This window comes from Pseudoalteromonas sp. KG3 (assembly GCF_030436385.1).
In the GTDB taxonomy this organism is placed as follows: domain Bacteria; phylum Pseudomonadota; class Gammaproteobacteria; order Enterobacterales; family Alteromonadaceae; genus Pseudoalteromonas; species Pseudoalteromonas prydzensis.
In genome coordinates this window covers 60,188-86,463 of sequence record NZ_CP098525.1, presented here as the reverse complement: position 1 = coordinate 86,463, position 26,276 = coordinate 60,188, and the positions used below count along the sequence as shown (strand labels likewise).

Annotated in this window: 25 protein-coding genes; 6 read left to right on the top strand and 19 right to left on the bottom strand. The window is 39.2% G+C overall.

Going from position 1 to position 26,276, the window contains the following annotated elements:
* Positions 1-31: 31 nt before the first annotated feature.
* The 6 genes from NDQ71_RS23895 to NDQ71_RS23870 form a co-directional block, all read right to left on the bottom strand.
* Entirely contained in the window at positions 32-1,411 is a 1,380-nt protein-coding gene (locus tag NDQ71_RS23895) for an oligogalacturonate lyase family protein (protein WP_301563159.1), read from the bottom strand.
* Entirely contained in the window at positions 1,408-2,208 is an 801-nt protein-coding gene (locus NDQ71_RS23890; protein WP_301563158.1) for an MFS transporter, read from the bottom strand. Before NDQ71_RS23890 ends, NDQ71_RS23895 begins: the two co-directional genes overlap by 4 nt.
* Positions 2,198-3,415: an IS4 family transposase gene (locus tag NDQ71_RS23885; RefSeq protein WP_301562640.1), complete on the bottom strand. Its 1,218-nt coding sequence runs from the start codon at positions 3,413-3,415 to the stop codon at positions 2,198-2,200. The genes NDQ71_RS23890 and NDQ71_RS23885 overlap by 11 nt, the downstream gene beginning before the upstream one ends.
* A 92-nt stretch (positions 3,416-3,507) precedes the next feature.
* Positions 3,508-4,332 (bottom strand): MFS transporter, encoded by an 825-nt coding sequence (locus tag NDQ71_RS23880; protein WP_301563157.1) that lies wholly within the window; start codon positions 4,330-4,332, stop codon positions 3,508-3,510.
* A gap of 163 nt (positions 4,333-4,495) precedes the next feature.
* Entirely contained in the window at positions 4,496-5,602 is a 1,107-nt protein-coding gene (locus tag NDQ71_RS23875; RefSeq protein WP_192543162.1) for a glycoside hydrolase family 88 protein, read from the bottom strand.
* A 521-nt stretch (positions 5,603-6,123) separates the two neighbouring features.
* Complete coding sequence (locus NDQ71_RS23870; protein ID WP_301563156.1) at positions 6,124-8,832, bottom strand: hypothetical protein; 2,709 nt, start codon at positions 8,830-8,832, stop codon at positions 6,124-6,126.
* 183 nt (positions 8,833-9,015) lie between these two features.
* Here NDQ71_RS23870 and NDQ71_RS23865 point away from each other — a divergent pair, with 183 nt between their 5' ends.
* Positions 9,016-9,564, top strand: coding sequence for a DUF1961 family protein (locus tag NDQ71_RS23865; protein ID WP_301563155.1), 549 nt, complete (start codon positions 9,016-9,018; stop codon positions 9,562-9,564).
* Here NDQ71_RS23865 and NDQ71_RS23860 read toward each other — a convergent pair.
* The 8 genes from NDQ71_RS23860 to radC all read right to left on the bottom strand — a co-directional run bounded on the left by NDQ71_RS23860 (position 9,515) and on the right by radC (position 14,612).
* Positions 9,515-11,020, bottom strand: a complete 1,506-nt coding sequence (locus NDQ71_RS23860) for an IS66 family transposase (protein ID WP_244453981.1) — start codon at positions 11,018-11,020, stop codon at positions 9,515-9,517. The two genes, NDQ71_RS23865 and NDQ71_RS23860, sit on opposite strands and share 50 nt — an antisense overlap.
* Positions 11,021-11,077: 57 nt before the next feature.
* Entirely contained in the window at positions 11,078-11,431 is a 354-nt protein-coding gene (gene tnpB, locus NDQ71_RS23855) for an IS66 family insertion sequence element accessory protein TnpB (RefSeq protein WP_301563133.1), read from the bottom strand.
* On the bottom strand, positions 11,428-11,733 hold the full coding sequence (locus NDQ71_RS23850; protein ID WP_301563154.1) for an IS66 family insertion sequence element accessory protein TnpB: 306 nt from the start codon (positions 11,731-11,733) through the stop codon (positions 11,428-11,430). Before NDQ71_RS23850 ends, tnpB (NDQ71_RS23855) begins: the two co-directional genes overlap by 4 nt.
* A gap of 151 nt (positions 11,734-11,884) precedes the next feature.
* Positions 11,885-12,385 (bottom strand): lecithin retinol acyltransferase family protein, encoded by a 501-nt coding sequence (locus NDQ71_RS23845; RefSeq protein WP_301563153.1) that lies wholly within the window; start codon positions 12,383-12,385, stop codon positions 11,885-11,887.
* 101 nt (positions 12,386-12,486) lie between these two features.
* Positions 12,487-13,047, bottom strand: a complete 561-nt coding sequence (locus NDQ71_RS23840; RefSeq protein WP_301563152.1) for a tyrosine-type recombinase/integrase — start codon at positions 13,045-13,047, stop codon at positions 12,487-12,489.
* A gap of 186 nt (positions 13,048-13,233) precedes the next feature.
* The gene (locus NDQ71_RS23835) at positions 13,234-13,677 is read right to left on the bottom strand and encodes a DUF2787 domain-containing protein (protein WP_301563151.1); all 444 of its coding nucleotides are present in this window, start codon (positions 13,675-13,677) and stop codon (positions 13,234-13,236) included.
* A 27-nt stretch (positions 13,678-13,704) separates the two neighbouring features.
* Positions 13,705-14,139, bottom strand: a complete 435-nt coding sequence (locus NDQ71_RS23830; protein ID WP_301563150.1) for a DUF2787 family protein — start codon at positions 14,137-14,139, stop codon at positions 13,705-13,707.
* Complete coding sequence (gene radC / locus NDQ71_RS23825) at positions 14,136-14,612, bottom strand: DNA repair protein RadC (protein WP_301563149.1); 477 nt, start codon at positions 14,610-14,612, stop codon at positions 14,136-14,138. Before radC ends, NDQ71_RS23830 begins: the two co-directional genes overlap by 4 nt.
* A gap of 67 nt (positions 14,613-14,679) precedes the next feature.
* Here radC and NDQ71_RS23820 point away from each other — a divergent pair.
* A protein-coding gene (locus NDQ71_RS23820) for an IS3 family transposase (RefSeq protein WP_225736794.1) occupies positions 14,680-16,223 on the top strand; the annotation gives its coding sequence in 2 pieces (ribosomal slippage) (positions 14,680-15,133 and positions 15,133-16,223; 1,545 coding nt in all).
* Here the strand turns inward: NDQ71_RS23820 and NDQ71_RS23815 are convergent.
* From NDQ71_RS23815 to NDQ71_RS23800, 4 genes are all read right to left on the bottom strand, one after another.
* On the bottom strand, positions 16,204-17,859 hold the full coding sequence (locus NDQ71_RS23815; protein ID WP_301563164.1) for a DUF4158 domain-containing protein: 1,656 nt from the start codon (positions 17,857-17,859) through the stop codon (positions 16,204-16,206). The genes NDQ71_RS23820 and NDQ71_RS23815 overlap by 20 nt on opposite strands.
* Positions 17,860-18,243: 384 nt before the next feature.
* A complete protein-coding gene (locus tag NDQ71_RS23810; RefSeq protein ID WP_192542946.1) occupies positions 18,244-19,587 on the bottom strand; it encodes an ATP-binding protein in 1,344 nt (447 codons plus the stop codon).
* 77 nt (positions 19,588-19,664) lie between these two features.
* On the bottom strand, positions 19,665-20,735 hold the full coding sequence (locus NDQ71_RS23805; protein WP_301563148.1) for a site-specific integrase: 1,071 nt from the start codon (positions 20,733-20,735) through the stop codon (positions 19,665-19,667).
* A gap of 458 nt (positions 20,736-21,193) precedes the next feature.
* On the bottom strand, positions 21,194-21,928 hold the full coding sequence (locus NDQ71_RS23800; RefSeq protein WP_301563147.1) for a hypothetical protein: 735 nt from the start codon (positions 21,926-21,928) through the stop codon (positions 21,194-21,196).
* Between the two features lie 58 nt (positions 21,929-21,986).
* On the opposite strand from NDQ71_RS23800, the gene NDQ71_RS23795 reads away from it, so the two are divergent.
* Genes NDQ71_RS23795 through NDQ71_RS23785 form a run of 3 tightly spaced genes read left to right on the top strand, consistent with a single transcriptional unit; the run spans position 21,987 to position 24,205 of the window.
* The gene (locus NDQ71_RS23795) at positions 21,987-22,292 is read left to right on the top strand and encodes an IS66 family insertion sequence element accessory protein TnpB (protein ID WP_179808177.1); all 306 of its coding nucleotides are present in this window, start codon (positions 21,987-21,989) and stop codon (positions 22,290-22,292) included.
* On the top strand, positions 22,289-22,642 hold the full coding sequence (gene tnpB / locus NDQ71_RS23790; RefSeq protein WP_301563133.1) for an IS66 family insertion sequence element accessory protein TnpB: 354 nt from the start codon (positions 22,289-22,291) through the stop codon (positions 22,640-22,642). Before NDQ71_RS23795 ends, tnpB (NDQ71_RS23790) begins: the two co-directional genes overlap by 4 nt.
* Before the next feature lie 57 nt (positions 22,643-22,699).
* A complete protein-coding gene (locus NDQ71_RS23785) occupies positions 22,700-24,205 on the top strand; it encodes an IS66 family transposase (protein WP_244453981.1) in 1,506 nt (501 codons plus the stop codon).
* Here NDQ71_RS23785 and NDQ71_RS23780 read toward each other — a convergent pair.
* On the bottom strand, positions 24,156-24,938 hold the full coding sequence (locus NDQ71_RS23780; protein ID WP_301563146.1) for an FGGY family carbohydrate kinase: 783 nt from the start codon (positions 24,936-24,938) through the stop codon (positions 24,156-24,158). The two genes, NDQ71_RS23785 and NDQ71_RS23780, sit on opposite strands and share 50 nt — an antisense overlap.
* Positions 24,939-25,331: 393 nt before the next feature.
* On the opposite strand from NDQ71_RS23780, the gene NDQ71_RS23775 reads away from it, so the two are divergent.
* Positions 25,332-26,111 carry a DeoR/GlpR family DNA-binding transcription regulator gene (locus NDQ71_RS23775; protein ID WP_301563145.1) on the top strand — a complete coding sequence of 260 codons (780 nt, stop codon included), beginning with the start codon at positions 25,332-25,334 and terminating at the stop codon, positions 26,109-26,111.
* Positions 26,112-26,276 lie beyond the last annotated feature (165 nt).

Here is a 26,276-nt window from a genome sequence, read left to right as displayed (position 1 = left end):
TTTTAAAAAAGTTACCAAAACCAAGCAGTGATTAATTAGCATGTTTTGTTATTTCAACGGCATAAACATGAACAGGGCCATGCATGTTTGAGCGAAACACTAACCATTTCCCATCAGGGGTAAAGGTAATATTTGGCTCTAGTCGATAATCATGGTCTTTCATATTTACTAATTTCTGTGACTTTAAAACCGCGGGCTTAATTAAATCCTTAGCATTACGTGCATGAATACCGGCAACATCTTTAACTGGCTCTGATTCAAATAAATAGATCCATTTACCATCTTTCGCTTTAGCGACCATTTCATCATCACCACCGTCACCCGCAAACAATTTACCGTCTCGCGAAATATTAAAGTGAACAGACCATTCATCACGCTCCATATGTCGCCATACACGTTCGCCCGTTTCAAGATTATAGCTGGCTAACCAAAAATCTTGTCCACGAGGGGTTTGTAAATCATAAAATATATGTTTTCCGTCAAAACTAAAAAACTCATGGCCAGCAATTTCCATATTCATCATGCGTTGGTGAATTTTTTGAGGGGTTTTCCCATGAATATCGGTTATCCAGATACGATCTACTTTATGCCAAGGCCCTTCATGTGAATACATGATAAGTTCAGGATCACTTGGCGAGAATTGAATATGATTCAACCAGTCGGTTGATTTCATGATTATTTTCTGCTCACCGGTTTTAATATTAACAGTAAACATTTGCATTGGAATGCGCGACTCTAAACGTTCGTCCATGCGAACTTCTTTGGCATCAGCAAAACTTAATGGGTTACCATCAGCATCTTTTGCTTCATAACGTGCTTCAAAACGTTTGTCACGAGGACCGGTTTCTAAGCTATGGGCTTGTTCAGCGAATGCGCCAATTAATAAAGTTTCATCGTTATTAATTGAGTGAATTTTACCTCTCGCCACAGTAGCAACATCACGTACCGCACCGGTATCAATATTAACAGCTAGTATCTTGGTAGGTGTTTGTAGTTCATTTTGCGGGTGAACAACTTGGCCATTTACTGACGGAATATGTGTTAAATACACATCTCGCCCTTTTGGCCCCATAAACAAAATACCCACATCAGGATCTTCAAATATACGTTTCACCTTTAGAGTATTTAAATCAACAACGGCAACACCACGCGGATTATCAACTGAGATCACCATTTTGTCACCGCTAGCGGCATAAGAGTTTTGGTGAAAATATAATGAACGAGAACTGTCTTCCTCTGATAATCGAACAACTTTATGCCCGGTATCTGCATCAATCCAACTTTTAGGAATTGTTTTGACTTGTTCAGCAGACATATTAGCTTGTGCTGTGGGCTCAGTTACACTGACACAGCCAGATAAACAAACTGCAACTAACAAGGTTAAAAAAGAAAATCTTTTTAAATTATTCATTTGGCTTCACCTAACGTTTTATCATTTGATATTACAGTCTTTAGGCTTAATTCATTATTTCCCCAAAGTTTATCGTAATCCCAACCAGTTAAATCTTCTACTAGTGATTTAGCTTCAGCACTTGAAGGTTTTCGTTCCCCGGTTTTAAATCGCGCTATTTCACTCATTAATATTTTATGAGTATCAGTATTTAAATTAAATTTAGTTGAAACATAATAACCAAAGAATAAAACGAGAGTAGGCCCAACAGTCATAATTAATACGATAGAGTCCATAACCTCTTGAGTTTGTAATTTCTCACCTTTAACTAAGCCCCCTACTTCTAAGGCAGCACCAACAGCGAATACCGCACTAGCTTGTGTTGCCTTACGAATGAAGGTCATAACTCCCGCAAAACTACCTTCACGGCGTTGGCCCGTAACAATTTGGTCGACATCAGCCATGTAATTATAGGTATTCCAAGGAATATAATTCAAAATACCACGACCAATACCAGCAAAAATAAGTGCGATTGCTAACCAACTAATTTGGGCTGTTTGGCTCTCTGGGGCAAAATGATAAAAGCTTGATAGCCCAATAATACCTGCAATATAAGAGACAACTGCAAAACGATAAGTTAATGCGGGGAAAAATTTTGGTAATAATGCTACACAAGCGAATACAGCGCCTACTGCAAGCGTTTGAATACCAAAAATAGAGGCCATTAAATAAGAAGTTAAACTCAAGGGGTCAAGCGATGAGTCCGCAAGTAATGCACCGAGTCTAAGGGATCCCCAGAAATAATCATTAAGTTTCAATTACATCACTCACATCCATATTTTTCCAATCGAGTTGCACTACCACCTGTACGAAATAGGCTAGTCCTGCCAAATAATCTCGCCGTCGCAGTTTAATGGACTGTTTTTTGAAGTATCGCAGCCCAACAAATGCCCATGACACTACTCGTCTTTTTTTGGTTGAATTAGCTTGAAAAGCGCCTGTCTTTCCTGCTTTGTCTATCACTGCCCCCAGCATCATTGAGAACCAATGAGCCAGTGTGGCAAGCAGCAACAGTATGTCTAATCGATAGAGTTTGTTTGTCCTGTGCAGATCTGAGCCTAAGCCGAACCTAACACTTTTTTGATCTCGAAATCCTGCTTCTATCTGCATTCTCATACCATATAATTTGAGTACTTTTTCGAGAAAGTGGTGCCTCTTTGGAAGAGAAGAAACGAGTAGCCAAGGCTCCTTATAACCACGTTTTTTATCTCTTTTTAATAACTTATGTCCCTTGCCAACCAGCACTGCATGAGTTTGATATTTTGCACTTTTGGTCAACTCGGTCGCGCCAAGATACTGGCTCTTACGTTGATTGCTCTTGAATAGTGACTGGCATGGAACAAACTCATCGCTGCCCTGCGTTTTCAAATGTGCCGTACCTCGAACACGGCTAATATAATGCCAGCCATTGTTTCGCACGGCTTTGAGCCAAGGAACTTTAAAGCCCGCATCCGTCACAATTACGGGCCGGCAGTCACCCGGCAAAATCAGTTTGAGCATCTTTAAGAACCGTTTTTGAACTTTTGGGCAATGATACTGAAAACTGAATGCACTTTCCTGATACAGGGTCAAAGAACGACCTTCACTGGCAATGCTGGCACGCAGAATACAGTATTTGGTTTGTGTATCTGCATGACTCCAATCAACCAAAATGACGGGATGCTTTTCAGTGACCACAAAACGGCTTAAGCGAACATAAACCGATGTCGACTCACGCAAAAGCTCGTGGTTATTGAGTAGTCGATCAATACGTTTAATATCATGTTTTTCAGTTGTTTTTGAATCCAAATTGCGACCAATAGATGTCAAGGTGCATTGCTGACAGTGCAAAAGAGATTTAACGGCAGCGACTAGAGTATTAAATCTGGCTTTATGAATAGAGTTAGGGGTGACAGCGCGGAGCATATTGTGCAAAATAGTAGACGCATTCATGGTGTTTAGTTCTGTTGTTTTTAAGCGATTCATAAGATCACAAAACACCATGAATGTTCCCTCACTACCCATATTTTTTAACACTATTAGTTCATTGATATATAAAGGCTAATTTTGGGGATACTTTAGGCACCGAGTGCAAATACAGCAAAGTAGGTAAACGCAGCATTAAATACATCTTGGCTAATATAACCACCAAGGTACATCCCTAAATGTAAACGGAATGCACGAATTTTAAAAGTAGAACCTAAGCCTTTATATAACTTGACAAAAATTTCACCTATTGAAGATTTATCAGCCATTTGCGCGGCTAGCTCTTCTTCAGATTTCTTGCGCTCCCATGTATTGAAATAGACAATAGCAACAACAAGCATAAAGACAACTGAGAAAATTCCTCCCATATATAGGAAAGTGTCTGGTGAATCGGCACCACCTAAAACAGCAACAATCCATGCAGGTAAAATAGTTGCAGCAATTGCAGAAAGGTGACCAACTAAAATTCTTGCACCAGCAAACATCCCTTTTTTACGGAAGTCGTCTGTCATTTCTGCCGCTAAAGTTTCGTAAGGAATTAATACAGAGGCATAAACTAGTTCAAAGAAAATGTAAGTAAATAAATAGTATAAGAAGTGCTGCCCACTCACCCACATTAGGCCAAAACTTGGTAATAATGGAATAGCAATTAATAAGAAGACTCCGCGACGCCCAAATCGACGACCTAAGCGAGTAGAGTCTGCATGGTCAGATAAGTAACCAATAAGAGGACTTGCTACTGCATCTAAAATACGCGCAGCCGCAAAAATAAGACCAGCCTGTAAAGGCCCTAAATTACAATAAGTTGTATAGAAGAATAAAACCCAAGTACTGATCACGGCCATTGAGCCAGCACCGAGCACATCCCCAAGACCATAAGCAGTATAATTCCATACTCCAATTTTACGCTCTTTCATTTGAAGCCTCTTTATTGTCTCAATTTGTTATTATTTAGTTTTGTTATAATTTATAATTTTGCTTTTTAGACAAATTAATTTTCTTCTTATAAAAAAAATGGTTATTCATCCATTGTTATACAGCTGGTATAAACAACGGAAATAACCATTTCTTAAGCTAAAATTAAATATAACGATTCATGTACTCAATTAGCGCTAATATTGCCATCGATTGGCCATAAGGCATCGATGTTAAAGGGATATCTCTATAGCCTTGTAAATCATCAAATACCGGCGTACCAAAAGACACTTGCTGTAATTCACCTTTGTCATCAATATTTTCTAGTACCGCTTTAATAGCTTTAATCGCGTATTGCTCATAGCTGTTATCGATATAACCTTTACGTACCGCTTTTAAAATACCGTAAGCAAAACCTGCTGACGCTGACGCTTCAAGGTATGAATCTGGGTCATCTAACAAGGTATGCCACAAACCATCTTCATGTTGTGTTTTTACCAGCGCTTTTACTTGAGACTCTAAGGTTTCAATTAAAAACATACGGGTAGCGTCTTTTTCATTTAAGTCTAATAATTCAATAAACTCAGGAATAGCAATCGTTACCCAACAGTTACCACGTGCCCATAACGCATCAGCAAAGTTGTGATGACCATCAAATGTCCAACCGTGGAACCATAAGCCAGTTTTGCGATCTGTTAAGTATTTGATATGAAGCATAAATTGACGTTTTGCTTCTTCCACATAATGTGGACGGTCAAGCAACAAACCAATTTTAGCTAATGGTAATACACTCATCATCAGTGTATCGTCCCATAATTGCTGGTAATTGAATGAGTTAAATACTTCGTGTTGAATACCCATTTCATCCGTGCGAGGCATATCACGCATAATCCACTCAGCCCACGTATCCAGATAAGGTAAGTAGCTGCGTTCACCAGTGCGCTCATACATATAAGCAAGGGTTAAAAATGGTGAAACTGTATTTACATTTTTAGTCGGTGTACCTTCGGAAAAACGGTCATGGAACCAATTCTCAATAATGTCTTTAGCAACATTATCTCCAGTAATATCCCAATACTTTAATAAGCCATACAAACCAATTCCGTGAGTCCATTCCCAGTCATTCCAGCCCTTAGTGTCTATTATGCGGCCGTCATCTAATTTTAATAAGAATTCACCTGTATCGTCGGTGATATTCACAAGATTATCGATAAGTTTATCGATGTTACTGCGAATGGTTGAATATGCAATATCGTGGGCAATAGCAGGCATTTTTTGTCCTTTTTTAAAACAATTTTAAATTTTCACTGCATCAATTTAATTCAGTGAACAATATTAAGATTCATTAATTAGATATCGAATTAATAAGATAGTGACGCTTATTAAATCGTAATAATGTAAATAGCTCTCTCGGTTAGCCGTTAAGAACTAAGGCAATTATCAGTACTTGAGATTAAACTCTACTCTAATTTACATCTCGGCTATTTAAGTTATCTAAGGTAACTTTATGCTAACACCTTATGATACAATGAACAAAAATGCAACATTATGACTGAGTTTGAGCGAAATAAAATCAAAAAGCATCACGAACAATAATAAGACACATTTTTTCAAGTGTTACTCCCCTAAAAAAATGTAACGCATAATGTGATTTACTATCCCTTACACAAATTAAGAACGCTTTATGTCTAAAGCGCTCTACGGATAATCATCACCCTTTACAATTAATACCTAGCCTATAAGCGTTTCTGAGCCTATTGAATCTACAATTGGCTCAGATATACACTTAAGGTTTAATCGAGTGTAGAACCTATCAACGCTAAGTTTTGTATTGCCGCTAAGCCCCACTGCGCAGCGTCATTGGTTGATAACCAACTTGCTTCATCAACAGGATTTAATACGATAGGACCTGAAACTCGGTTAGTGCCAATTGTTATTTTACTGCCACTACTTTTATTGAACTCGCTCCATGCACGCTTAGCAAGTTTGTTATCATCAACTTGCATCGCTACATAAGCGGTTAAACGTGAGTGTGCCACTGTTAAACTATTACCACGGAACGACATACCAAACTCGGCTTGTTGTTCAGCTTTACTGGCACTATAAAAACGACCATAGCGTAACCAAGCAGCTTTAAACTCTGGAACATCAATTAATTGATTAAGCTCCGCACATATTTCAATTAAACCAAAAACAGAATTTAAGTGAGAAATTGTTGGTTTGGTTTCAGGATAAGGTAATAAGGTTTTAGTTTTAGGCTCATAACCAAAAGCCCCAGCAAAAAATCCATTAGGGTGAGCACCAATAACTTTCATGGCATTTTCTAACCGTTGCTTATATCGCTTGTCACCAGTTCTTTCCCATGCTGTTAACCAGTTAGCGGCGGCAGAACCAAAGTCGGTACCTACTCCCATAGTCGCTTTCCCCGGTAAAGGATTAACTCGAGCTACCTTACGCGTTGCATTTAATGAAGCTAATGCTTCATCAGCATTGACCACTTCGTTTAATACATCACCGGTACGTTCATCAGCCGTTAAATAATAATGAAAACGACGATAAGCTGCGGTACTGATCCTTAACTGCTTAGCACTACACCCCCAATGTTGTACATTATGACGAGTACCTAAACCTTTATATTTTCCGGCATGATATATATCCACATCACGGTTATGACGTGTCATATCTTCAGCTAAACGAAAGGTATTGGCATCACCCGTTCTTAAAAATGACAACCAGAGCCATAAGTCAGGCGACAATTCAGAATTGTCCCAAGCATAACCACCAATGTCATAACGCCAAACATGGCGGTCTGCATCATAGGTATGCATAATATCGCCATAATTCCAAAAACCGTACCAATGGTGTTGATCAACTTGATTGCGGTAGAACTCTACCTGCCACGCGAGGCGATCTTCTATTGCACGTTTTTGTGGAGTCGAACGATCAGGTAAACTGAACATTGAGGCAAACACCCCTGATGCTAAAAAGTCTTCTGGTGCGGCTATTACTTGTGGTGGCTGGCGAACATTATCGGCCAACTCAACAATTTCTTCCCTTGATGGTGTTTTGTCTAACACATTTAAAGAAAAGTCAGTAGTACGTGCAACCCCATAAGCACTGCCCATACCCGGTTCATAATCTTCATAAGTAATGTTAAGCGCGTCTAATTGTTGATCATAAGTTTCTTGGCCTAAACCATCATGATAAAAACGTACATCCATCGCAGGCGCTTCTGGTGACCAAAACCATAATGTTGCTTCTGATAATGGCTGACCTGCATTACGAATATCAATTTGTACTGGGTGTAACTGCCAAAAGTCACGCATTCCAAATAAAACACCACCAGAAACACCACCTAAATAGGTAACACCACTTGCCCTGTGTCCTTGATCGGCGTCAATCCATGCATGGCCTGCTTTGGTGCGCTTTTTAATACTAAAACCATTTGCTGATAATTGCGATAAGGTGAAGTCATTCCACACAGGGATCCAGTGCATACGGCTACTTACCCGCTCATCCCAAGAGCTCAAGGGAGGTGTTGCAATACCTGCAATTTGAGCATCTTTAACCGCTTGACCTGGGTCACGACGAAGTCCGGTAATACCTTGCGGTGACTCGCCCCATAAGCCGTGTTCTTCACCCACCATACGAATATGGCGATTATATAATTCATCGTTTTGTACAACATTAAAGCGTAAGCCTAAGCCTTTAATAAAATCAGTTTGATCATCACCATCATAAATAAAGGTATGGCTTATATTAATATTTGAGTCGCCAGCATAAAACGTTAGTCTTAAAGTGAAAGGTAGCCACTCACGCTTAGATGTGGTTTGGTGTACCCCTTCAATTTTTATCACCGCTTTTATTGGGCCGCTTTTTTCTACTGTAACCTTATTAAGTTTTGATTTGAATTGCTCTATATTGGCAGGGTTTTCAGGTTCACTTTCTGCTTTATCTTGACGTAAGCCTACTAATCTCGCATCTTTTGCAATAGTTTTACCATTACGTGATAAACGCTCAATAATATTGTGACCGGCTTTTAACAAGCTGCAATGAATAACACCGGTATCAACCGTTATTTGATCGCCATTGTCATTTACTACAACAGGCGTAGTTGCACTACTAGACTGACCTTTTTCTACTTTAAATTGCTCACCTAAATTCGCATTCGCGGGAACAGCATGCGCAGTCCACTTGATTGAACCATCAGGCCAATAAGCCGTGGGCCAAGTTTGCAATGGAATATTTTGCCCGGTTTGGCTAGTTAACTTTAATGCTTGCTTAGCTTTTAAAGCACCTTGGGCCCAAGGTTGTCCCCATGTAGTACCAAAAGAAGCGGCTGGAGCTTGACCTTCTAACCAAGATAAATAACCTGACTGGCGAGGCACTAACCTAGGAATTGTTATTGCTGAACTTTTTGCCAGTGCGGTATTAGCAACCGATAGTCCCAATGGAATTGATGCTATAAATGCACTTTTTTTAATAAAATCACGTCTATTCATGCTGCTTCTCTTTCTTGCTCATATAACGAAAGAAGTAAAGAGAGTTTAATTATTCTGCTTATAAATATTTAAACTATCTCACTATAACCTCTTATTAATGTAACTTTGCCATTAGACATAGCATTTAGATTTTGATTAACTTACAATCATAATCAATCAAAATCAATCTAAAAGTTACATGGTATGTTAAAGAGTTACTTAAGAACGCTTATATTTATTAGCAGCTTGTTGATCTCAATCCCAACTTTAGCCGAGGTAAGTAAAGGTAAACAGCTTTACCAAAGCGAGTTATCTACACCTGAAAGCGTTAGCAATTGGCGAATGGAAGGCCCGGGGGAAGTTACTTTCAATAATGGTTGGTTACAAATGCATTCACCAAATGAAGAAATGCATCATGTGTTTTGGAGCCCAATGGATTTTCCTGACAGTTTTATTGCCGAATGGGAAGTGCAAAACTTAAAATTTGATGCCGGTTTGGTCATTGTTTTTTTTGCTGCACAAAGCGTTAACGGTGAAGATATTTTTTCAAAAAATGTAGCAAAGCGTGACGGTACTTTTGAGCAATACACCTTAGGCGATATTAATAGTTATCATATTTCTTATTATACCAATGCGGCTCACAACCCAGATAGAGGGCATGCAAACTTGCGTAAAAACGTAAGCGCGCATTTAAGCAGTGCGCTTAGCTATAATCGAAGTCTAGCTGCACATTCCACGGCATTAGGTCGGTAAAATCATCATCACCCTCATCTCGATTCGGCAACGTTTTAAATAAATGCACAAAGTAGTAATAAGGATTGATGTCATTGGCACGACACGTCATCACAATACTATAGAGTGTGGCGCTTGCTTGGGCACCATTAATTGACTTTGAGAATAGCCAGTTTTTCCTACCAGTGGTAAACGGCCGAATATCTCGCTCAGTAATATTATTATCAATCCCTAGTTCGCCATCTTCACTATATCGCATTAATTTCGGCCATTGATTAAGTGTGTATTTTATCGCTTTGCCAATATAACTCCCCGCCGTTACTTTACCTTCGGCTTCATCAAGCCACGCTTTAAAGTGCATTAATATGGGTAAGGCTTTTTCTTGTCGTAACTGATACCGCGCTTGAGGGGATAACTGTTTGTTTTTAGCCTGGGTTTCCAGTTTATATAATTGGCTGATAAAGCTGATGGCTTTATGCGCTCGACCTTTGTTTTTCGACTCTGCTTTTAAGGCATCGTTATATTTGCGTCTAGCGTGTGCCCAACAACCAACAGGGGTAATGCCTTCAATACCGTCATAAACACGGTAACCGTCGCACTGTAAATAGCCTTGATAACCGGCAAGAAATTCTTTTGCGCAAGCGCGACTTCGACCTGCTTGGTAATCGTAAATCACGACAGGCTCATGGCTAACCTCATTGCTGCGATAAACCCACATGTAGGAATTGCTGCTAGGATTGTCACCTTCATCTAAGACTTGTGTACGGGTTTCATCGGCACATAAACTGTGCTCATTAAGCAAGTGACGTTGCATGGCTGCCACTAAGGGGCTGATTAGCAGGCCCGCTTTAATACACCAATTAGCTAATGTTCCGCGCGATAGTTCAAGGCCGCCACGGCCCAGTATTTCAACGAAACGATAAAGCGGTAAGGCATCGCAGTATTTGCCTGTCACAACCGCCGCTAATGCCTCGGGACTGGCAATACTCCCCGGTATCGGTTGTTTAGGTTTAGGCGCGGTGATGATTTTACTGGTCAATTGTTCATGCTCGCAATGTCTGCAAGCATATTTAAATTGTTTGTGCTTAATGACGCTGACTTTCGCCGGAATAATTTTAACTTGTTCGCTGTCTTCACTACCACATTGATGTAGTTGCTCACCGCAACACTGACACGTTAACTCGGTTAAGGTGTGCTCAACCTCTTCTCGTTCAAAGTGCTCAGCCAGCGTTTGTTTGCCTTTCTTATGGTGTTTAGGCGGCTCAGTCGTTTTATGCTGCTCCGCTTCATTGAAGGTGCCCCGTGGGGCTTTTTCACTTTTTTTACCGTATTTTTGGGATTTACTTAACTTAAGCTCAGCAAGCAAGTGGTCAATCCGCGATTGCATTTCAACCTTATCTTCTTGTAAAGCATCAAGCTTAGCCTGCATAAGTGCAAGCTGATTTTGTAGTTCGGTGATGAGAATAGTGTCTGGCATTTTAATAGCATGACACATGGGAAAGATCGTTCAAGTAAAAAAAACGATCTGATTAATTTACATCACCGATAACCCCGATAAAGTCGGGTGCCGTGTTTGATTACTGACCGGTAACCCTGATAGCAACCACTGTAATTGGCGTTGCTCGATGCCCATAGCCGTGTGTTCATTAGTCTGTTTTGGCCACTGAAATCGTCCTTGTTCTAAACGACGATAATAGAGCCAAAAACCGTTGGTATCCCAAAATAAAATCTTTAATTTATCGCGTTGTTTATTACAAAAAACGAACCACGCTTGGCTTAAAGGATCGAGAGATAGGGTATCGCTGACAATAATACTTAGGCCATTGATTGATTTGCGCATGTCGGTGAACCCCGTGACCAAGTAAACTTGGTGTGTGCAAGGTGTCACAGTACGCTCAATAATTTGGCTAGCGTTTGGTTAGCTAATGTCGACTCGAAGTCTATTTGATAGCCGTTTGGTGTGGTGAGTTTAATGATTGAAGGTTGCGTAAAGGCTTGCTCATGAATAACAAACGGGATCACCTGTTGCTTTTTAACCCTTACCGTTTCGTCAGAAAGGCGTTTACGCCAAACATAGAAAGTCGATGCGTTAATGTTGTTATCACGACAAAATTGAATGATGGCTAAACCACTCGATTTTTGCTGCTCAAAAATGCCTTGCCAGTGTTTTATTTTTTGCTGTTTATTCATAATTACCTCAGGTTAATATGCTGAGTAAATTATGCATAGGTGCCATTAACATTGGTATGTGGGGCTAATTACGCGCTTACTTTGGTAATAGTTATCGGTAATCTATCACTCACTTTTCGATTCCGACAAAAATAAAGGGGAGAGGATCCCCTTATCTTTTGTGACGATGTCTCAAATCCCATACTCGCCACTGACTAGCTTGAATGTGCGCACGAGCATCACGTTTAAGCTGAGTCAATGTGAAGGTGCTTGAGAGCATGTCACTACTTAGACAGTAGCTACAGAACTGATGGCAGTTTTCATTTAGCAGGGAATAGTCTGTTTGTATGCCTAGCATGCTTTCAGCCACTTGAGCACAAGACTCACTGCCAATGGCTTTACCTTGAGCGTTGCAACTCACGTAAATGGAAATGGCTGTGGTATCTGCTAGGAATTGATGAATTGATACGGCTTCAATAAGACCTTTGCCATTACGATGGATGATACGTCCATTTCTCACGTAGACACCTGAATGTTCAGCATAACCAAATGCGAGATCGCAATACACAATGCTGCCCCTAATCGGGCTGTTGGTTTTCCAGAATAAGTTTTGAATTAAACTTTTCGATAAGTTGCCGACTAGAAAGCTTCCTATTGCGTTATATGGATTCATGTTATTTGCCCTCTAATTTTGTGATGACGAAACTCAAAAAGGCTCTGAGCTTAATGTTTATAAGGGATTAGCGGTCCCGCCCCCTTAGTAAATGATCATGCTTAAAGCTCAAGAGAAACGAAGTCCTTATCGACTTCATCTTGAGTGATTCCTATATAGCGGAGGGTGACGCCCTCAGAAGTATGGCGAAGCATTTTCATGACACGTCCGATATCTTTTGTGGATTGATAGAGAAAGTAACCACAGGTCTTTCTCATCGAGTGAGTACCTAACGCGATATTCAGCTCTTGGCCTACTTGTTGAAACGCCATCGACACAGCGCGTCGCGTGATTGGCTGCGGTGGTTTGTTTTTCAGCTGCTGGCATCGGTGGGATTGAAACAAGTAGATGTGGTCGGGATGTTGCTCCCTCAATCTAGCAATGTGCAGCTGCGCTTTGGTATTGAGCTGAATGTTGGTGAGCTTTCCGGTTTTACTCTCTCGAATAATGAGTCGGTCGCCATTAATGTCTTCAAAGCGAATCGACAACAAATCAGAAATCCTCAGTGCCAGGTTTAATCCGATATGCCACACATCGGCCATTTGTGGATGACAACGAATACTTAATAAGTGACCAACCATACGTATGGTGTCATCGTCTTTAATTGCTTGGACCTCAGCCATAGTCTGCTTCCTTTTTTGTCTGTAGAAGAGTGTTTTGGGAAGCACAAAGCCGACGATATTAAAGAACCCTTATACAGCAAGGGGTGGAAGCTTCCCGTTTTTAACAATATGGGAAGCAGCCTCGTTTTGGCTCTGTGCTGGTGGTTGTGTAGTGTTTGTAACGTGAAAGGTAACGGGGTGATGTGTCTAACTACACTCGACTGTGATTTGGTCGTAGGCGTCCATCGACATGTAGCTAAGAAAGTTTCTTTCCCATATTTCGTAGAGTTCTGTCATCGTTGGTAGGCGAATGTTTTGCCATCCCGCATAACGTGAAAAGACCACTGAGCTGCCGATATCAAAATCAATATCTCTATCTAGCTCTGGGTAAGCACCACCGCAATAACTGAAGTCAGTAATATAAAGGATGGTGTAGTGATTCTCGGAAACCTGACTTAAAGCAATTTCAACAGGATGATAACCACCATTTTCAGCGCTGTAGCTTTTATCTCTAAAGTTCACAATGATACTCTGCTTACCTCGACTGTCGGAGTGTTGGCTAAGTACATGGTTTAAGCTGCCATGAAGCTTCTGGGAAATAGGTAAGCATGAAGGGCTGAAAGTAACGGTTGATGAATGAGAGTTTGACATAGTTGGTCCTTGTTTTTAAATATGAGATTACTTGATGGCCGTTGCAGCGAAATAATCAAAGCTTTGTTGGTGGAAGGTGTTGGTTAACGCGTGTTGCCAAGAATGAAAGAGTTCGATGACTTGTGGCTGATTGAGGTCGCACCGTTCGATATCTGGTTGATAGAACCATTGATGGCTGAAGTTGAAATAAAGCTCTACTTCCAACTGCTCATCCTCATCGGAAGAAAAAGCAAAGCTGGTCATCGTCGCAATTTTCCAAGCTTCTTCTGGAGACTCTCTGAACAAGTGCACTTCCAATGGATGTGGACCTGATCTATGCGTTAGGTAGGTCGAGTGCCTAAAGTTGAGGGAAATACGTTCTGTAGTCTCAGAAATAGTGCACAAACTAATAGACGCTTCTAGATAGCGTAGAAGATGCTGTGATAATGATACGTAGCGACAAGGCAATAAGACGGTCTTCATACCCACCCCTTTTCTGCAAATGACACACAATCCTCACCCACAACGATGTGGTCCAACACTCGGATATCTACCAGCTTGAATGCATCCACTAGCCGCTGTGTAATCCGTCTATCTGCTTGAGAGGGCTCAGCGATACCTGAAGGATGGTTATGAGCAAAAACTACCGCGGCGGTGTTGTGGTTTAGTGCAGCCTTGAGTAGTTCACGTGGATAGATTGATGCCGCATCAATAGTGCCAAAGAACAGCTCTTCAAAACTGATCAACTGGTGTTGGTTATCAAGAAACATCACGGCGAATACTTCGCGGTCATGAGCCCCTAACTTGAGCCTTAAATATTCCTTAACATTGGTTGGGTTAGTGAACGTGCCTTCTCGTTTGTATTTTGCAGCCAGTGCTTCGGCTGCACGTTCTAGCAGTTCATTCAACTCTGAGGTTTTAAATGGGTAGTCGTGTTGGTTATTAGAGTTACGCATAACCCTCTCTGTCAGACTAGTTGTCGCGCTTAATATTCAACCATTAAACAGAGGGCGTGGAGTAACAATGAAACATTATTCAGCGCAAAGCAAAGAGTCGGCTCTTCAGAAGATGATGCCTCCAAATAATATAGCAATAGCCCAATTATCAATCGAGATGGGGATTGGTGAATCAACCTTGTATAATTGGCGAAAACAAGCAATTGATAAGGGGCATTTAGTGCCAGGTGATGGAAAGAATGCTGAGCAGTGGTCATCAGCAAATAAATTCTCAGTCGTGTTGGAAACAGCCTCTTTAAATCAAGCTGAGTTAGCGGAATATTGCCGAGGCAAAGGTCTTTATGTGGAACAAGTATCGGCTTGGCGAAATGCGTGTATAGATGCAAACGCTAACGTTAAAGAGCAAGAAAAAGCCTTCTCCACCGAAACAAAGAAAGATAAAAAACAGATCAATCAATTAGAAAAGGAGCTACGTCGAAAAGATAAGGCACTCGCTGAAACCGCAGCACTATTGGTGTTAAGAAAAAAAGCAAATGCGATCTGGGGGGAAGCCGAGGACGAATGATCCTCGACTCAGCTCGCATTCAAGCAGTTAAACTAGTTAATGAAGCTGTGAGTTCTGGTGCGCCAAAGTTTAAAGCTTGCCGTGAACTTGGGATCAGTGTCCGGACGTATCAACGTTGGACTGTTGACGGGAACATAAAAACAGATGGTAGACCAATATCTCAGCGCCCTGAGCCAAAAAATAAGCTATCAAAAGCAGAGAGAGATAACATATTAGCCATCGTTAATAGCGATGATTTTAAGAGCTTACCACCAAGCCAAATCGTCCCTACATTAGCAGATGAGGGTATTTATCTTGCTTCTGAATCAACATATTATCGTGTTCTTCATGAAGAAAAACAGCAAAACGCTCGCGGACGTAGTCAGATAAAAGAGAGAAAAGTACCGACGACACACTGTGCTACAGGGCCAAACCAAGTGTGGTGTTGGGATATTACTTGGTTACCAGGCCCCGCTAAAGGGCTGCATTTTTATTTATATTTGATACTCGATATATTTAGTCGAAAGATTGTTGGATGGGAAATTCATGATGACGAATCAGCAGAAAATGCATCAATATTAATTAAGAAAGCTCATTTAAAAGAAGGAGTTAAAGATAATCCTCTGGTACTGCATTCGGATAATGGAAGCCCAATGAAAGGCTCATCAATGCTTGAAACACTTTATAGTTTAGGTGTCGTGTCGTCTTTTAATCGTCCTAGGGTGAGCAATGATAATGCTTATGCTGAGTCGATATTTAAAACGTGTAAATATCGCCCTGACTATCCGTATAAAGGGTTTTCAACAATTGATGAGGCGCGTAGTTGGGTGTTGAAATTTAGCCACTGGTATAATTTTAACCACAAACATAGTGGCATCAAATACGTCAGCCCACATCAAAGGCATTCAGGATTAGCGGGTGACATATTGGCTAATAGAAAAGAAGTTTATCAAGGTGCTAAAGATGCTCACCCTGAGCGCTGGAGCGGTAATATCCGTAATTGGGATTTACCAAAAGAAGTGTACTTAAACCCTGAACAAAATAGTGTCAAGGCTGAGAGTGCATAACGTAGTGATCGCGACAACTAGTTTGACAAACACCGGAACTAACTTCCTCTAATTTCGTTTCTAACTGGTATCGCTTTTCATCTAAGGTGTCATTAATAGGCGTAGCTAATTTAACAAGTCCTGTGTTTTCGATAATGTCAGCTTTCTGTTGCCACTCTTTGGGTTGTATTAAGTCTGAACTCAAACTGCGATTATTCACACTCTCCTTTACCGTTAGGCTATTGCTTTGAAAAAGCTGCTCAGCCTTACGATAAAGAAAATACTCAAAACGGTTAGCTATTTGTTTGGTGACTTCACCTTCTAAATGTTCGCGATCACTTTTCGGTACCAGATCTATATTGATGGTTCGAATAGCCTTAGATTTCCCTAATTCAGAATGCGCCATGACATATTGTTCATGTAATTCATCTTTTAAGTGGATAAACTCGATGTCTATGGCCATGAACAAAGAGCGGAGCAACTTACTCACTTTTCTCGATTGTTTATCTATAAATTGCCATTCATATTTACGGCCATCAAAATCATTATTATCAAGGTGCTCACTAAGCAATTTAATGTTTTCGGCAGGCAATAATTTAAAGGCTTTTTCACGAACATCACCGAAAGTCAATTCATCGTCAATATCACTATCAATAAAATACTTCAACAGACTTCCAGCCGATTTCAATTTAGTTCTGACAATATTAACATCGTCAACAATACGCTGTTTGGCGTGGCTCTTTGCCCCTTCGGTTAGTTTTCTAACCAAGTAAATAAATGCAGCAACAAGATTATCGTTGGTTTCTCTGTACCTAAAGAACAAGTAACAAACGAGATATAAAACAGTTTGGCTGTCAGCATGTCTTTTTAGCTTATAAACCGATTTGTGCTTTACCAGAGAAGCATAGTATTCAAGGTTTTTAGGAGACAGCTCTAACTCAGCAATAAGTGCTTTAATTTCAGGATAAAGTGAGCGGATGATTTTATGCGTCTTTAGCTCTTGTGTGATCTGGCTCGTTGAAAAGTCTTTAGCCATGCGTTTTAACTTGGCTAAGTCGGTAAACGTGCTATTAGAATCAAGCAATTTCAGCAGTGTTGCTTTTGTATCGCTGCTTAGGTGCTGGTTAAGCACTGATTTAATACGACTACGTTCATTAGATAAAACAGTGGATATAGTATCTTGAAGAGTCGTATAGCCAGCAAGCGCTATTCTGTTTTGACCAAAATATGCAATACACTCATCAAACACATACCTTGGCTCAAGGTTGATTTTAACAACATCATTTAGACGTTTAAGAAGTGGCTCTTTATCTGACTTGCTCTGGTATGAAGTAAACCCAGTAAACTTTAGTAGTTTATTGATTAGCTTTGTTTTGGTTGTGGGCGATAAGTCTTCATGTGACATACTTTTATCACTGAAGTATTTAGTGTGAACATAATCAAGGTCATTACTAACCAGATCAAATGAGAAATTAAACACTATTGGACGAGAGCGAAAATAGCCAAGCAGCAATATAAAATAAACTCTGGTTTCTGTGCGCCTTAGCTCATTAACCAATTTTTGGGTTTCATTATCTAAAGAAAAGTAATCATCACGTTCTTGGCGACTAAAGTTAGGTAATGCGTAGAGTTCATTAATTTCAGATTCACTAAGAATCTGTATACGCTTGGTTTTTGATGAAGAAATAGTGGTAAACCTTTCTTGTTGTTTTTTATACGCATACCTTAATAAATGGGAACAAAGTTTACCAGTGCAGAACGAAATGATACCAAAATACCGTATTTAATTATCAAGCGGTAAGCTTTCTCTAAGAAAATTTACCACTTGATAATTGTGCTTTTTAAATTTACTGCCGATTTCGAGGAGATCGGCTAATTCAGGCCAAGGTTATTTTCGAGGGGATGGGCACAAAACCCCTATTTGTATAGTTAATAAACTTATTATTAATCGTAAAGCTAAGGTTTCCCCTTAAAATGAAATTAGTATGATGGTATAGAGGTAGTTGTAGTTACCTTTGCTAAAATTAGTTAGGGGGAAAGATCATGCCCCCTTTTTAAACTCATTCTGAATATCATCTAAATTGTCTAGTGAAAACCCTCTATATGAAACTGTATAACCCTTTTTATTCAAGTTCTGCAGTAAACTCTTAGACTTCAGTATCAGTTTAGGCTCACTATACTTTTTGTATTGGCGCTTAACTTCAGCAATTAAAATTTCTTTGTCTAAATCGTTAATAGCAACAATATCGATTTCATCTTCACCTTTACTATTCCAATAACTACCAATATTGTTAAATTGCTTCGATTCTATAATAATAGCTTTAAATAATTCCTCTAGCTGGGTGCCCGAATACGTATCAAAGTCCCTATATACTATGCGCCTTATGAAGTCATAGTTCTCTATTTCAACTGCACTTCGGTTACTATATATAAAACGAAACCAAAAGCTTAAAAATTCATCTGCAATCTTATAGCGAATATCTCTAGAGTTTTCTTTTGCAGTAATCGGCCTGAGCTTAGTTATGATATCAAAATCTTTTTCTAACTTATCTAAGTGAACACCCACACTCGTATCTAAATAATTCTCTATTCGTGGCCGGCTATTATAACCACTGGCTATAGCTCCTAAAACATCAAAATATGCACGGTGCTCAGAACCAAAATCTTCCACCAGTCGATGCATCCCCTCTTTTATTAAGGGCGAACCATTTGAAATTAGTGTGTCAAAAGGTGAGCTACCGGCATTATTTAGCCACTCAAGGTATTTAGGTATACCTCCAGATAAACACCACCAAATAAGCAGGTTGTTTGGAGTATATTTATCATTATCCTTCATAATTGCTTTTATATAATTCGGCGCTAAAGGATTTACTTTAAAAAAGTAATCATCACGATTAAGTAATGGCTGCTTTTCATCCTTAAAGATCCTTGTCATTAAACTGTACATAGACCCACAACAAACCAAATGCATCATCGATTTATTTTTGTATTCGTCCCATAGGTTTTGTAGATCTGAAAATAGGCTACTATTTACTCGTTCAATATCCTGAAACTCATCAATAACGAGAGTAATAGGTGTATGTGTGGAGTAATCGAGTAAGTATTCATAAATATCTTTCAAAGACTCTGGCTTAAAGAACTTTGTATTCAATTCATTTTGCAATATAGTTGAAAATTCGCTGACTAACGCACTCTCAGATTTTCGACTTACAAATAAATAAAGGTGTTTCTGCGTAATACCTTGAAAAGCTTCATTAAGTAAACGTGTTTTTCCAACACGCCTACGACCAACAACGACACTTAACCGACTTTTAGATTGTCCTATATCATCAGAGATCGTTCGTAACTTATTAAGCTGGACTTCTCTATTATAAAACTTTTGCATACAATAGCCCCTAAATACACTGTAATTCATATTACAGTGTATTTTATTACGATAACAATGATAAGTATAGAGCAGTATTAAAACAAGCTATTTAAAACATCCTCATATGCTTTCTCTTCATCATCGACAATATACAAAGCTGTTGTGACTTCTTTTGCATGCCCTAAAAGCTTACTAATACGACTGATTTTGACCCCTTTTTCATCGAGCCAAGTTGCATATGAGCGTCTTAATGAGTGGGGAGCAACAGTATTGTATCTTCTACATAGTTCATAAATCGCATTCCCTGTTAGCGCATTGTCTTTTTTAATCACAAAACTTCCACTTTTGGATACTTTCATAAAAATCGGACCGTTTATTGTTCCTCGTATGTTTATCCAGTCCTCTAAAGCAGCTTTAGTCACCGGGTGAAGCGCTATATACCTTTCTTTATTACCTTTACCTATGATTTTTAGATACTGAGAGCTAATAATAGTACGTTGTTTGTTAGTTTCGAGATCTAAAGATGAAATTTGGATGTTTGCCAATTCATTTCTTCTGAGCCCAGTGCCAATTAATAAGTGAAAAATTGCTTTATCTCTTATCATCTTAATTCTATTTGATAAGTTGCCCGTTTCAATTAGATTAAGCAGAGCTTCAAATTCATTTCGACTAATAATTTTATGCTTTTTAATGCGTGAACCAGTAGAGCCCTTAACTTTCAAAACGCCATCTAACTGCAAACGTGATATTTGGTCAAGTAGGTAAGCATGTTCACATACGCTTTTAACTATCGATACATATAATGAAATAGATTTTGGCGAGAGGTTTTTAGCTTTTAGCGTGTTAATTAAGCTATTTATATCTACTGAGGTAATTTCACGCCAGTCAATGTCATAAAAGGAAGAATAACCGTTATGCCTTGCTATAGCTTGTAAGCAACGAGTTGCTGTTTGTTTTGAAGTATCGGCATTTAGTGAATGTATATAATTAAATATCGGACATTTCTCATCAACACGTACTGCCTCCGTTTTATTCTTATTTATAGCTGGCAAGTATTTAGCATCATATTCGATAACTTTTTCCAATCTACTTTTCATAAAGCTCTCAATTATCCAAAACTCAACAACTAGTATATTTATACACTCAATAATTACTTGTGTAAACATCCATTTATACCAATAATTGCATTATGTTAAATTACGTATTATTTATTTTTTACGATGTATAACTCTACTAATTTTTAAATTTAATAACGAGCTTGTGAGGTCGTAGTAGGGAATGATGTATTCAATAATAAGATAGGCGCTATTAACTTTCCAAAACTACATGCTCGCGCTATAAAATCGGAACGAATAGCAGACATGTTAAGCAAAGCTGCCACAATGGAATCAACGGTACTCTACAGATGAATGAGAAGAAATACAGTCAAATATTAAGACTAGAATATGGGTTATGGAAAATAAAAGCACTGCGCTTGTGAAGCAAAATTTTACTAACTAGCCGTATAAATTTTTCTATTTTTGGTTATGAGGCCCATTTAGTAGTAACTAATAGTGTTTGCCCGTCTAAATCACACATAAAAGTAATGCATAATGGGCCTCAGTAGATAAAAAACTGATCTGTTTTATTGCTCTAATCTTGATTCAGCATGCTGCCGCCACTGCAGTTTGTACTCTTTAAGATTACCCAACTCAGTAGTCGATGAGGGTTCACATTCAATCTCGCACTGAACATTACCCCAATCTGATAAATAGCCAGCACCTTGTACTGTACCTGTAGAGTCCATTGATAGGATAACGTTATTATCGTCTCTTAACTGATTTAGAACAGCACATAATAATGGGTTCTTCAAAAAAGCGCCTTCTATGAAAATATCACCTTTTGCGCCGAGCATATCTAGCTGATAATCGATCATCAAGGCGCAATATATCGTTGCTAGTGCAATACCGCTGACTTTATCTGTATTAGCTGTGAAACTACATTCAGCACCTCCGAATGGGCCACTTCCATCACTAAAATCAGGCAATGCAAACACTTGATTATCAATTACATTTTGAATATCACTTACATTGAATTGCTCACCAAGCCAAGAGCCTGCCTGCTCGCAAATAGCTTCAAACTCTCTGCCACCCATAAAGCGAGCACAAGCAATAGGCTGCTGCATAGCATCAATATTAGCAAGCATATCTTTTTTAGCATCAAGGTTACTGAGTGATACCTGAGATGACATTAAAATAGTCCACGTTCCTGTTGATACCACTGTAAAAGGGGCTGTATTTTGGGTCAGTTTATAACGTAAAAAGCTCGCATTACTATCATGAATACCATTATAAAAACGTAAGCGCGTAATTAGCCCCACATACCAATGTTAATGGCACCTATGCATAATTTACTCAGCATATTAACCTGAGGTAATTATGAATAAACAGCAAAAAATAAAACACTGGCAAGGCATTTTTGAGCAGCAAAAATCGAGTGGTTTAGCCACCATTCAATTTTGTCGTGATAACAACATTAACGCATCGACTTTCTATGTTTGGCGTAAACGCCTTTCTGATGAAACGGTAAGGGTTAAAAAGCAACAGGTGATCCCGTTTGTTATTCATGAGCAAGCCTTTACGCAACCTTCAATCATTAAACTCACCACACCAAACGGCTATCAAATAGACTTCGAGTCGACATTAGCTAACCAAACGCTAGCCAAATTATTGAGCGTACTGTGACACCTTGCACACACCAAGTTTACTTGGTCACGGGGTTCACCGACATGCGCAAATCAATCAATGGCCTAAGTATTATTGTCAGCGATACCCTATCTCTCGATCCTTTAAGCCAAGCGTGGTTCGTTTTTTGTAATAAACAACGCGATAAATTAAAGATTTTATTTTGGGATACCAACGGTTTTTGGCTCTATTATCGTCGTTTAGAACAAGGACGATTTCAGTGGCCAAAACAGACTAATGAACACACGGCTATGGGCATCGAGCAACGCCAATTACAGTGGTTGCTATCAGGGTTACCGGTCAGTAATCAAACACGGCACCCGACTTTATCGGGGTTATCGGTGATGTAAATTAATCAGATCGTTTTTTTTACTTGAACGATCTTTCCCATGTGTCATGCTATTAAAATGCCAGACACTATTCTCATCACCGAACTACAAAATCAGCTTGCACTTATGCAGGCTAAGCTTGATGCTTTACAAGAAGATAAGGTTGAAATGCAATCGCGGATTGACCACTTGCTTGCTGAGCTTAAGTTAAGTAAATCCCAAAAATACGGTAAAAAAAGTGAAAAAGCCCCACGGGGCACCTTCAATGAAGCGGAGCAGCATAAAACGACTGAGCCGCCTAAACACCATAAGAAAGGCAAACAAACGCTGGCTGAGCACTTTGAACGAGAAGAGGTTGAGCACACCTTAACCGAGTTAACGTGTCAGTGTTGCGGTGAGCAACTACATCAATGTGGTAGTGAAGACAGCGAACAAGTTAAAATTATTCCGGCGAAAGTCAGCGTCATTAAGCACAAACAATTTAAATATGCTTGCAGACATTGCGAGCATGAACAATTGACCAGTAAAATCATCACCGCGCCTAAACCTAAACAACCGATACCGGGGAGTATTGCCAGTCCCGAGGCATTAGCGGCGGTTGTGACAGGCAAATACTGCGATGCCTTACCGCTTTATCGTTTCGTTGAAATACTGGGCCGTGGCGGCCTTGAACTATCGCGCGGAACATTAGCTAATTGGTGTATTAAAGCGGGCCTGCTAATCAGCCCCTTAGTGGCAGCCATGCAACGTCACTTGCTTAATGAGCACAGTTTATGTGCCGATGAAACCCGTACACAAGTCTTAGATGAAGGTGACAATCCTAGCAGCAATTCCTACATGTGGGTTTATCGCAGCAATGAGGTTAGCCATGAGCCTGTCGTGATTTACGATTACCAAGCAGGTCGAAGTCGCGCTTGCGCAAAAGAATTTCTTGCCGGTTATCAAGGCTATTTACAGTGCGACGGTTACCGTGTTTATGACGGTATTGAAGGCATTACCCCTGTTGGTTGTTGGGCACACGCTAGACGCAAATATAACGATGCCTTAAAAGCAGAGTCGAAAAACAAAGGTCGAGCGCATAAAGCCATCAGCTTTATCAGCCAATTATATAAACTGGAAACCCAGGCTAAAAACAAACAGTTATCCCCTCAAGCGCGGTATCAGTTACGACAAGAAAAAGCCTTACCCATATTAATGCACTTTAAAGCGTGGCTTGATGAAGCCGAAGGTAAAGTAACGGCGGGGAGTTATATTGGCAAAGCGATAAAATACACACTTAATCAATGGCCGAAATTAATGCGATATAGTGAAGATGGCGAACTAGGGATTGATAATAATATTACTGAGCGAGATATTCGGCCGTTTACCACTGGTAGGAAAAACTGGCTATTCTCAAAGTCAATTAATGGTGCCCAAGCAAGCGCCACACTCTATAGTATTGTGATGACGTGTCGTGCCAATGACATCAATCCTTATTACTACTTTGTGCATTTATTTAAAACGTTGCCGAATCGAGATGAGGGTGATGATGATTTTACCGACCTAATGCCGTGGAATGTGCAGCTAGACTTCGATTATAGCTAAGCGCACTGCTTAAATGCGCGCTTACATAAAAACGACATTGTGGATCAAGACCAAGCTCTGCTATTAATGTAGGTGTTACTTGCCCACAATCAAACCATGCCGGTTGAATTTTTGGAAGTTGCTTTTCACAACCTAGGTAATCAACTAAAGAAGAGTAACTATTGCTTTTAATTGACCACAAATCTGTATGGCAACCTAGAGAGGTAATTTCATTTACTCTTTGTTCTGTAAAGCGCCACACCCAATACTGAGGATACATGAGTATATCAGTAGCCTTTTCGAAGTCATCTGCGTATTTTGTTTTTAGCCAATATAATTGGCGACCTAAATTTAATCCTGCAGGTAGTGACGGTGAAAAAGTATCATCAAACGAAGGGCGAATGATTTCATATTCTGGACTTTGGTCATAAACACCGGTGTATTCATAATCTAGAATAGGGAGGACTAGCCCATCTGTTCCTGTCGAATTACGATCAATCAATGCCGCTGTTGCACCATGCGTTGTTATATTTATAGCATTGATACGGTATGTTGGCGTGATTTCTTTAATACCAGCTATAAGCCAACTCCATATCTCACTTGTATTAATACTAGGAAAATCACCTTCATTTACCACAGTATTTTTCATTTGTTTGGAAAATAAAGAATTATATTTATTATCTAACACATGTAGCTTTACATGAGTTTTACCTATATCAATCACTAAAGAGTATGCAGTTGTTTGAGTTGTCATTTGTATTACTTATTATTCAAATAATTAAGACTAAAACTTACAAAAATTATATTTATATCTTCGCATTAGTACGATGTATAGTTGTTACTTAGGTAAGTCACGATAATTCATATCAGTGTACACCTAACCACAATGATTGCAAATGATTTATATAGACCTAAAGTGATTGATTCAATAACTCTTGAAGATACTAATTTTTTGTGATTATCTTCAGAAAAATAGTCCTAATGTAAAATTACCAATCCTAGCAAATAATTTTAAACTGCTGTTTTTAATGGGTATTTTATAAAATCTATTTTTTCCTTTTTAGGTCATAAAATGATAAAATTTTATCAAGATACTGTAATTAATTGGTATATACCCCTTTGGGATGAACAAAATGGATAGTTATTAATGTTAGAAAAACATAGACAGCAGCTAATTAAAGAAATTGTAGATCAATATAACTTTGCAAGCGTTAAAGTTTTAACAGATAAATTAAACTCATCTGAAGCTACTATTCGTCGTGATCTAACTAAAATGTCTAAACGTGGTGAAATAGTAAAGATTAGAGGCGGGGCTGAATCGAGTAAAAATCAAAGAAAAAACATTCAAAGCTCAGCTTTTGATCTTGATAAGGCTAAACGCACTGATACCAAAAAACTTATAGCAAAAAAAGCTGTTGAATTATGTGCAGACAACGATTCCATTATTATTAATGGCGGTAGCTCAACTTACATGATGGGTGAGTTCCTACAAGATAAAAACTTAAACATACTGACCAATTCATTCGTGCTAGCAAATTATCTTTCAGAAAATAGTGATAATTTAATTTCACTTCCAGGTGGTGAGATATATAGAGAACAAGGCATCATTTTAAGTTCCTACGAGAAAGACAACACCGAGCATTATCGTAGCTCTATGATGTTTATGGGCACTCCTGGCATAGGAAAATTTGGTATAATGGAGTCAGATCCATTATTAATCCTTTCAGAACAAAAGCTGAAAAAGCAAACAGATAAGCTAATTGTATTGGCCGATAGCACTAAGTTAGGTAAACGAAGCAACTTCGTCTTTTGCTCATTAGAAGAAGTTGATGTTCTGATTACAGACTCTAAAGCTGATCCTGAGTTAATTGAATACTTCAAGGAGCAAGGAATTGAAGTCATTATTGTCGAATCTCTTGATGACTAATCTACATAATTATATTTAAGTTGTACTATGCATTACAGTTCACATCTTAGTCCTAGTCTACTAGGGAAAAGATGTGATTTTACTTCTCAATTTTAAACTGCCCTGCAACTGCGTTTCGCTCTGATCACGAAGTCTACTCTGAAATTTTAGATAAAAGTTTGCCGC